Below are 9538 nucleotides of genomic sequence, written 5' to 3'. Positions count from 1 at the left end.
CAAGCGAGCCATTGCAGTCGCCGGTGTCGACACCACCCTCAAGGCGATGAAGGGGTGAGAGGAAACACCTCACGCCATCGCCGGTATCCGGCTCGATAAGGCGCTACGAGTTCTCACACAGCCTCGTCCCCAAAACCTTTAAAGCGGACATATGCACATCGACCGAACCGGGCCGCGAGCGGTCTGGCAACTTTTGAATTATACTTTGGCTAAGCGGGCACAGTCGGCTGTTGTGAAAAGGCGCCTCCGCGCCTTTCAAGAAGAGTGGCAAGCCTCAGCATATTTCGGGTTAGGAGATAGCCTAACTCTTCTGGCTGAGGGGTTTGTAGTATCTGGGGGACGCACCAGGCGTCGGTTCAACGAGGAACAGATTATCGGCATGATCAAAGAGCAGGAGGCAGGGATGCCGACCGCCGATGTGACGGTCAGGTAATCCATGTCCGGCTCTGCCACAGCCGGATGCTGTTCGTGCGAGCCCAAGCCGCCGAGGCACACGGCTAAAGCACCATGCCCCCGTCAACCACCAGCGACTGGCCAGTGACATAGCCGCCGGCTTCCGAGCACAGGAGAAGCGCTGGTCCTGCGCAATCTTGCGGGGTGCCGAGCCGCCGCGCGGGAATGGAGGATATTACAGCATCGCGGTAGTTTGGCTCGGCAAGCGCGGCGGCATTTCTGTCGGTCTCGATCACGCCTGGCAACAGCACGTTGCAGGTTACGCCACTCGGCCCGAGCTCCTTGGCCAGATTTAGGATCATGTTGCTCTGCGCGGCCTTCAGGGCTGCATAAAGCATCATGTCGGCCCGTGGTACGCGCTCTTGAACACTGCCGATCGCCAAGATCCGGCCCCAGCCCCGCGCTGCCATCTCCGGCGCCAAGCCGGACAGCATGATCCGGGGCGCGTCGAAATTGACTGCCAGTTCAATATCGGCCGGCGCTGCCAAGGCCTGCTGCCAGGGCTGCCGTCGCTGCACCGACGCGCACAGGACCAGAATATCGATCGCTCCATACGACTTTGCTGCGATCACCAAGTTTTCGGCGGCGCCGGGCAAGCCCAGGTCGGCCACGACGGGCGTCATGCCAGATCTGCCCGCCGTTAGCGCCGTCAGTTCGTCGGCGTCCCGGTCATGGGCCAGAACCTGTGCGCCTGCGTCATGCAGGGCGAGCGCGATGGCACGGCCGATACCCCGCGCTGCGCCAGTCACCAGGGCGCGACGCCCGTCGATACGCAACAACTGCATGCTGTGCTCCTCAGAGACCACCCGTTACCGGGAACCAGTCGGGCCGATAGGGGTCGGCGTGAAAGCGCGCGTAATAGTCGCCCATTTTTTCGTAAAACGCCTCGTAGTGACGCATTTTGTCCTCATCCAGCGTCACCCCAAGGCCCGGGCCTTTTGGCACTGCCATGGCCCCGTCCACATATTTAAACGGGCCGCCCTCGATGATGTCATCGGTCAGATAGTGGTAGTGCGCGTCGCCGGCAAAAGTCATCTCTGGAACAGTGGATGCAGTCTGCAGCATCGCCGCCATTTCGATACCGAATTCGGTGCCGGAATGCATCGCGACACCCATGCCCATCGTGCGGCACACCGCAGTCAGGTCCTTCACGCCGCGCGGCCCTTCCCAATAATGCAGGTCGGTCAGCACAATGTCGACGGCTCCCATGCGCACTGCGGGTCCCAGATCGTCAAAGCGCGCCGGATACATGTTGGTTGCAATCGGTGTCCGGATAGCGCGCCGAACGGCAGCGTTGCCCTCAAGGCCCCAGGCCGGATCCTCAAAATATTCCATCCGCGCGGCCTCGAGCCGCTGGCCAATGCGAATGGCCGTTGGAACCGACCACACGCCATTCGGGTCGATCCTGAGCCCGAAGCCGTCGCCCATGCGGTCGCGGCACAATTCTACCGCCCGCGCTTCTTCATCAGGCGGCATCACGCCGGCCTTTAGCTTCATGGCCGTGACCCCCAGGGTTTCGGCCAGTTCCTGGCATAGGTCGGCCATGTCCTCGGCGTGCTGGTCATGCCCGCCAGCGGGACGGTCATAGCGCCAGAACAGATAGCCGATCAGAGGTATGCTATCCCGCACTGAGCCGCCCAGAAGGTCTGAGATTGGCCGGCCCATCGCCTTGCCCTGGATGTCGAGGCAGGCCATTTCGATGGCCGCGTAAAGACGGGCATTGGACAGGAAGTAGACCGACTTCAAGGTCTTGATCTTGATGAGTTCCAGATGGAACGGGTCCATGCCGATCACGCGAGGCTTAAGCTTGAGCAAAGCGCCGCGCTGGTCGCCACCGCCGACTTCACCAAGGCCGATAATGCCCTCGTCGGTGACCAGTTCGAGCACCGTGCGCATGAAGTAGCCCGGATGCACCCCGGTATTGTGGCGAAGCTGCGCGTTAAGCGGAATAGCAACGCAACGCACTTTCATATCAACGATCTTCAACTGTCTGTTCCTTGAAAAGGCTAATGTTCCTGAACGAGGTGGCCAGGCGTCACCTCGAGATAATTGCGCAACGGTGCTTGGTAATCGGTGGGGCGGAACGGGCTGGGAATGTCCTCGCTGTTCAGCTCGCGCCGGCGGCGATGGGTCGGATCGGGCGTCGGAATCGCTGCCAGAAGCTTGCGCGTGTACGGATGTTGCGGCGCCTCGAAAAGCGACTTGCGCGGGCCGATTTCGACGATCTCGCCCAGGTACATGACAGCGATGCGGTGGCTGATGCGCTCGACCACCGCCATGTCATGGCTGATGAAGAGGCACGAAAAGCCCATCTTTTCCTGCAGGTCGAGTAGCAGATTGACGACCTGCGCCTTAACCGAAACGTCCAGCGCCGAAACGGCCTCGTCGGCAACCAGCAGGCGCGGCGAAAGTATCAACGCCCGGGCAATGCAGATGCGCTGCCGCTGGCCGCCGGAGAACTCGTGCGGATAGCGCGTTGTTATCCCGGCGGGCAGGCCAACGGCCTCCATGAGGCGGGCGACTTCGGCCTTCGCCGCTGCAGCATTGCCTTTGCCGTTGACGAGAAAAGGTTCGGCGATGGCCTGGCCGACAGACATGCGTGGGTCGAGGCTTGAAAAGGGATCCTGAAAGATCATCTGCCGGTACTGCCTACCCTGCCGCAAGGCGCCCGCAGATATTCCGACCAGTTCCTGACCCGCCACCTTGATCGAACCCGCCTGCGGCTTGACCAGTCCCATGATGGCCTTGCCGGTGGTGGACTTACCGCAGCCCGACTCCCCAACCAAAGCCAATGTTTCGCCCGGCTGGATGCTAAAGTTCAGCCCTTCTACCGCATGGACCCGGCCGGAAAGTCCGCCGAAGAGTTTTTGCGAGCGCACGTCGAAGCGCACCGTAAGGTCCTTGATCTCCAGCGCCGGCTCGGCATCGGCCTGCACGGTGTCGATGGTGGGCACGATGGCGCCGAGTTCGCCACTCACCCGATCGAGGGGCGGAAAGCGCATCGGCAGCACCGAATTGCCAATCGCGCCCAGGCGCGGCACGGCATGTAGCAGTGCGCGGGTATAGGCCTCACGTGGGCTGGCGAAGATCGTCTCGGTCGTGCCGGATTCGATGGCGTCACCGCGATACATGACCACGGTGCGGTCGGCGATTTCCGCCACGACCCCCATATCATGCGTGATGAACAGGACAGCCATGTCCTCTTCCTCCTGCAGATGCCGGATCAGGGCCAGGATCTGCGCCTGGACGGTGGCATCCAGTGCCGTGGTGGGCTCGTCGGCGATGAGCAGGGTCGGATTACAAGCCAGGGCCATGGCGATCATAGCCCGCTGGCGCATACCGCCGGAAAACTGATGCGGATACTCATGGAAACGTGTGCGCGCGGCCGGGATGCGCACTTTTTCTAGAAGCTCCAAGGCCTTGGCGTTGGCCTGCTTCCAGGACAAGCCGTCATGGTTGACCACCACTTCGGCAATCTGACGCCCGATGGTGAAAAGCGGGTTCAATGACGTCATCGGCTCCTGAAAGATCATGGCCACGTCGCGGCCACGAACTGAACGCATTTCACCTTCGGAAAGGGACAGAAGATCGCGCCCCTTGAGCCGGACCTCGCCTTCGATACGGCTCTGATCCTTCGGCAACAGCCGCATGACGGACAGGGCGGTCACGCTCTTGCCCGATCCGCTTTCACCTACCACCGCCAGGGTTTCGCGTGGGGCGATATCAAAAGAAACCTTCCTGACGACAGGGTGCCAGTCGTTCCGACTGCGGAAGGAGATCGTCAGATCGCGAACTTGCAGGACAGCCTGCTGCTCTTGGTCTTGCCGGTTCATATTGTCTCTCATGCTATTTCCGGCCCAAATGGGCCGGAAGGCGTCTCGAGGGCCGGCAGGCAGCGCCGGCCGGGTGGCTCACTCGGCGGCGAGGCTGGCGCGGGTCAGCAACCAGGCGCCCGATGCCATCCGCTCCATGCCGTGCAGACGCTGCGATGCAACATCCTTGGACGGCCAGTGGAAGAAGAAGCCATATGGCAGGTGCTCGAGCAGGATTTCCTGAGCACGCACATACCCGGCACGACGATCTTCACGATCAAAGATCATTGCAGAATCTTCGATAACGCTGAAGAACTCTTCGTTCTGGAAGCCGGCGTAGTTCGATGAGTTGCGGCCTAGGTCAAAACCGAAGACCAGGCTGGGGTCCAGACGTGGTACAGTGATACGAAGCAACGCAACATCATGGGACTTGGCTGTCACAACCTTGTCGAGCCAGGCTTGGCGCTCCATGACTTCGATCTCGACCTTAATCCCGGCCTGAGACAGCATCGCCTGAACCATCTGCGCGATCTGGGTATCGGGATCACGTTGAATTATGGACAGGGTAAACGTGCCGTCGAAACCGCTTTCTTCGACGAGACGTCGGGCCTCGGCAGGATCATAGGCCGGGTATTCCAGGCTATCGTCGAATATCCACTCGGTGGGCGGTACGAGGGTTGGCGTGACCACGCCGAAGCCGCGCGACACGACCATTTCCAGCGCATTGCGGTCAATAGCGGTCAGCACCGCACGCCGCAATCCCTCGTTGTCGAAAGGTGCTTTGGTGGTGTTGAAGGCCATCCACTGATGTGTGAAGAGCGGCGTATCCAGCAATTGCAGACCGGGCTCGGCCTGCAGGGATTCGAAATCCTTGACCTGCAGTGAGTTGGCCAAGTGCACTGTACCCGCACGAGCCTCCAAAATTTTAATGGCGGTGTTGGTAATGAAACGCAGGGTGACCTCGTCCAAATACGGCAGGTCGCGCCCTTGTTCGTCCTTGCCCCAATAATCCTCAAAGGCCTTCACGGTAATGCTGTCGCCACCGCGCCACTCGGAAAATTTAAAAGGTCCCGTTCCCACGGGATTGCGGGCGAAATCAGCACCCAGAGACGCAACTGCAGACGGTGACACGATGGAGCCGCCGTCATTGGCCAGACCGGCCAGAACGGCGCCAGACGGGCTGGAAAGAACTACCTTTACTGTCAGCGGATCGATCACTTCTACGCTCGAAATGGCAGCGAGATCAGGGCGGCGAGGCGAGTTCGTCGTCGGATCGATCACCCGAGCCAGTGAGAAACGAACCGCTTCGGCATCCATAGGCGTGCCGTCGTGAAAGACGACATCCGGACGCAGTCTAAAGGTTATCGACAATTGATCGTCGGCGACCTCATAGCTCTGAGCCAACTCATTACTGATTACTCCTCCAGGACCAAAATTGATCAACCGCTCGTAAATAAGATTGAACAAATGACCATCAGCTCCCGGCGCATTGCCAAAGATCGGATCGAAGCTTGCCGGCTCGATGTCGACTGCTCCGACCAGATGACCGCCCTCCACAGGCTGGGCCTGAGCTGAAATTGTCACGACACCTAACGCCGCAGCCAGTACTAGTCCGGAAAGCGGCCGAAATCTCTTTGCGAAGAACATTTTCCCTCCCTGCCGGGTTTACCTCTGCCCCGGAAAGCCACTTATATGCAGAGTGAATTTCACTTGCAACTTATTTCATAAGTGATATTGCAAGAGCAGAGAATGAGCGCGTTATCGGCTCAGTGGCTTGATCAAAAAAGGGAGGCTGCGATGGGTGTCGACGAAATGCTCTATCAGATGGACGACAACCGGCCGCGCGTACCGCTGACCGACATTGTTCTCGATAAGCTCGTGAGCCTGCTGCTGGCCGGGCACTTGAAGACGGGGGACACGCTCCCCTCAGAGAGCGAGTTGGCACGCAGTTTCAATGTATCTAAGCCCATCGTTCGCCTGGCTCTGCGCCAGCTTGCCGCAATGGGCGTTTTGGATATCCGCCAGGGCAAGCCTTCGGTCGTCCGTGAACTCGACGCCCGCCCACTCGAGCTCTATCTGCAGCTGGCGGTAAGCTCGCTGGATGGCGGTCTGCAGGACGCAGTCGAGTTGCGTCGGGCACTCGAAACGCGCGCCGCCGCGCTGGCCGCCGAACGACGAAGCGATGATGACGTCAAGCGCCTTTGGGCGGTCCTTGAGACAATGTCGAGCGTGCGCATGGAGCACGAGGCCTGGATCCTTGCCGACATCGAGTTCCATTCGATCGTCGCGCAGGCATCGGGCAACAGCCTGATCCGCTTCCTCAACCAGGCCCTGCATTCCACCATGCGTTATGTCATTGGCACGCTGCATGCGCGCAAGGATATGCGCAATGCAGACGAAACAGTCGCTCGCCACCGCGAGATCGCCGATGCCATCGAGCGGCGGGATGTCGCCGGGGCGCAGCGCGCCATGAGCGACCATTTCGACAAATCCGTGCCAATCGCGGAGCAGATCCAGATGGAAAACCGCAAAGCGGCGAAGGACTGACCATGCTGAGCTACGCTTTGCGACGTCTGGCCCAACTGGCCGTCGTGCTGTTCATCACCAGCGTGGTGATTTTCTCCATGACGGCCCTGCTGCCGGGTGACCCCACAGTCACCATTCTCGGGGAGTCCTCCACCCTCGATCAGCGCCAGGCGCTACGCGAGACCATGCGGCTCGATGACCCACTGCCGGTGCGCTACGTCACCTGGCTCGGCTCGGCCCTGCAAGGCGATCTTGGCCGGTCGATCCGTACGCAGGAACCCGTGATCCAGATGCTGGTCAACCGCATCCCGGTTACGCTGGAACTGACCTTTCTGTCACTGGGCTTAGCGATGATCCTCGGCGTGCCAATGGGAATCGTCGCGGCCCGCTGGCGCGGAACAAATATCGACCTGACGATGGGCATTCTTGCCATGTCGTCCATGGCAATGCCCTTTTTCTGGCTGGGCACCATGCTGATCATGCTCTTCGCGGTAAATCTGCGTTGGCTACCGCCATCCGGTTTTCAACCGCTGCTCGGCGATCCAGTGGCCAATCTGCGCCTGATGATCCTGCCCGTCTTGACCGTGGGCACCTCCATGGCGGCGATCATCATGCGCCAGACCCGATCCTCCATGCTTGAGGTGATGTCCCAGGACTACATCCGAACCGCCCGCGCCAAGGGGCTTCCCGAGCGCGAGGTCATTCTAAGCCACGCCTTGCGCAATGCCATGAACCCGGTGGTGACTGTGGCGGGCCTGCAATTCGGGGCCCTCATGGGCGGCGCGGTGGTCACCGAGACCATCTTTTCGCTGCCCGGCCTGGGGCGAATGATCGTCAACGGAATCTTTGATCGCGACTTTCCCGTGATCCAGGGGGCGATGCTGGCGATCGTGCTGTTCGTCACGCTGGTCAACCTCGTGACCGACCTCATCTATGTCGCGCTCGACAGGCGCCTCGCATCCTGACCACAGGCCCGCAATGACCCTTTCCCCTGCTCTCGTCGCCGAAAGTCGCAGCAGCCCCATGCGCCAACAGCTGCGCAGCCTGCTTGAACACAAGCTGGGGCGCGTCGGGCTTGTCATATCCAGTCTTGTGCTGGCCGTGGCCATCCTGGCGCCGTGGATTGCCCCCTACGATCCCGCTGCCATCGACTGGAACGCGGTGCTGTCCCCGCCCTCTGCGCAATACTGGTTCGGCACCGACGAAATCGGCCGGGACATCTTCAGCCGCATCCTGTGGGGTGCCCGTGTCTCAGTGCATATCGTCGTCCTCTCGATCGTCATCGCCATGGTCATCGGTTCGGTGATTGGCCTCGTGGCCTCCTATGTCGGCGGCTGGGTCGACGGGCTGCTCATGCGCATCATGGACGGATTGCTCGCCTTCCCTATGCTGGTGCTGGCGCTCGGCATCATCGCCATTCTCGGGCCGGACCTGAACAATGCCGTCATCGCCATAGCGCTGGTCAACGTGCCCAGTTTTGCCCGCCTCGTGCGCGGCGTAGGCCTGACTATACGAAACCAGGACTATATCGCTGCCGCCACGTCCTATGGCGCTGCCCCGTTGCGGATCATGCTGCGACACTTCCTGCCCAATGCCAGCGGACAGATCATCGTTTTCGCCTCGCTCAAGGCCTCTACCGCGCTCATTACCGAAAGCGCACTGAGCTTTCTTGGCCTCGGCGTGCAGCCGCCGACGGCCAGCTGGGGCACGATGATGGCCATTGGCCTCGATTACCTCAGCTACTGGTGGATGAGCATCTTTCCCGGGCTCGCCATCTTCATCACCATCCTCGGCCTCAACTTTTTAGGCGATGCGGTTCGCGACGTAATGGACCCACGCCTCCAGGGTAGCCGATCCGACTGACCCCCACAGCGTGCAGCCTCAATCTCATGCCGCCAGACAACCAGGAAAACCCATGCTCGACATTCCAAAATTCAACCGCCCGTCCAAGGCTCTGCTCGACGGACTGGCTCAGGTGGGCTCGGCCACTGCCTCCAGCGAACTCTACAAGTTGGGCATCCGCAATCCGTTCATATCCGGCGCCGTGCCGCACTCCCGCGGCAAGTGCATAGCAGGCCCTGCCCTGACCTTGCAGTTCATGCCCAGACGCGAGGATCTCTACGGCGACGACGAATATGCTGATCGCGAAAAGCAGTTGCATCGTCACGCGCTGTATAACGTGGAAGCCGGAGACATCGTCGTCGTCGACGCACGCGGCGATATGGAAAGCGGCATCTTTGGCGAAATGATGCTGACATATTTTGCCGGCAAGGGCGGAGCGGGCATGGTGATCGACGGCGTCATTCGTGACGCATCCAAGGCGTTCGCGCTCGATATCGGCTACTGGATGCGCGGCACCACGCCTAACTTTCACACCCAGACCCGGCTGATGCCACACGCGGTGAATGTGCCGATCGCATGCGGCGGCGTGTTCGTCATGCCCGGAGACATCATCATTGCCGATGACGACGGCGCCGTCTGCGTGCCAATCGCCTATGCTGAAGCCCTGCTGAAGACCGGCAGCCACCACGCCGAATGGGAGGATTTCTCCCGCATTATGCTCGCCAAGGGCGGCGACCTCCGCCGGTATTATCCGCTCGCTCCAGAGGCGGAAGCCGAGTACCAGGACTGGAAGGCGCTACAACGGCCCATCAAAAGCGAACAAAGCGCGACATGACCCATAGGCGGCGGCCAAGGCCGCCGCTACGTCACCGGAGCTGCGGCAACGCTAGGGGCGTGGCCGGTGC

General features: G+C 60.8%; 8 protein-coding genes. 4 read left to right on the top strand and 4 right to left on the bottom strand.

Annotation, left to right across the window (positions count from 1 at the left end; all coding sequences use genetic code 11):
• Nucleotides 1-497: 497 nt before the first annotated feature.
• From ACX3OZ_RS09565 to ACX3OZ_RS09550, 4 genes are all read right to left on the bottom strand, one after another.
• Nucleotides 498-1238: an SDR family NAD(P)-dependent oxidoreductase gene (locus ACX3OZ_RS09565; protein WP_459104398.1), complete on the bottom strand. Its 741-nt coding sequence runs from the start codon at nucleotides 1236-1238 to the stop codon at nucleotides 498-500.
• A gap of 10 nt (nucleotides 1239-1248) precedes the next feature.
• On the bottom strand, nucleotides 1249-2439 hold the full coding sequence (locus ACX3OZ_RS09560; protein WP_459104397.1) for an enolase C-terminal domain-like protein: 1191 nt from the start codon (nucleotides 2437-2439) through the stop codon (nucleotides 1249-1251).
• 20 nt (nucleotides 2440-2459) lie between these two features.
• Entirely contained in the window at nucleotides 2460-4286 is a 1827-nt protein-coding gene (locus ACX3OZ_RS09555; RefSeq protein ID WP_459104396.1) for an ABC transporter ATP-binding protein, read from the bottom strand.
• A gap of 78 nt (nucleotides 4287-4364) precedes the next feature.
• On the bottom strand, nucleotides 4365-5912 hold the full coding sequence (locus tag ACX3OZ_RS09550) for an ABC transporter substrate-binding protein (RefSeq protein WP_459104395.1): 1548 nt from the start codon (nucleotides 5910-5912) through the stop codon (nucleotides 4365-4367).
• A 150-nt stretch (nucleotides 5913-6062) separates the two neighbouring features.
• Here ACX3OZ_RS09550 and ACX3OZ_RS09545 point away from each other — a divergent pair, with 150 nt between their 5' ends.
• From ACX3OZ_RS09545 to ACX3OZ_RS09530, 4 genes are read left to right on the top strand one after another with little or no spacing between them, the layout of a single operon-like run.
• The gene (locus tag ACX3OZ_RS09545) at nucleotides 6063-6812 is read left to right on the top strand and encodes a FadR/GntR family transcriptional regulator (protein WP_459104394.1); all 750 of its coding nucleotides are present in this window, start codon (nucleotides 6063-6065) and stop codon (nucleotides 6810-6812) included.
• Between the two features lie 2 nt (nucleotides 6813-6814).
• Nucleotides 6815-7756: an ABC transporter permease gene (locus ACX3OZ_RS09540; RefSeq protein WP_459104393.1), complete on the top strand. Its 942-nt coding sequence runs from the start codon at nucleotides 6815-6817 to the stop codon at nucleotides 7754-7756.
• Nucleotides 7757-7814: 58 nt separating this feature from the next.
• A complete protein-coding gene (locus ACX3OZ_RS09535) occupies nucleotides 7815-8654 on the top strand; it encodes an ABC transporter permease (protein ID WP_459104392.1) in 840 nt (279 codons plus the stop codon).
• A gap of 52 nt (nucleotides 8655-8706) precedes the next feature.
• Nucleotides 8707-9468: a ribonuclease activity regulator RraA gene (locus tag ACX3OZ_RS09530; protein WP_459104391.1), complete on the top strand. Its 762-nt coding sequence runs from the start codon at nucleotides 8707-8709 to the stop codon at nucleotides 9466-9468.
• Nucleotides 9469-9538: the final 70 nt, after the last annotated feature.

The sequence above is a fragment of the Devosia sp. A369 genome, assembly GCF_054489345.1.
The sequence above is the reverse complement of the archived record's forward strand: the minus strand, read 5'-3'. Positions and strand labels throughout refer to the sequence as shown.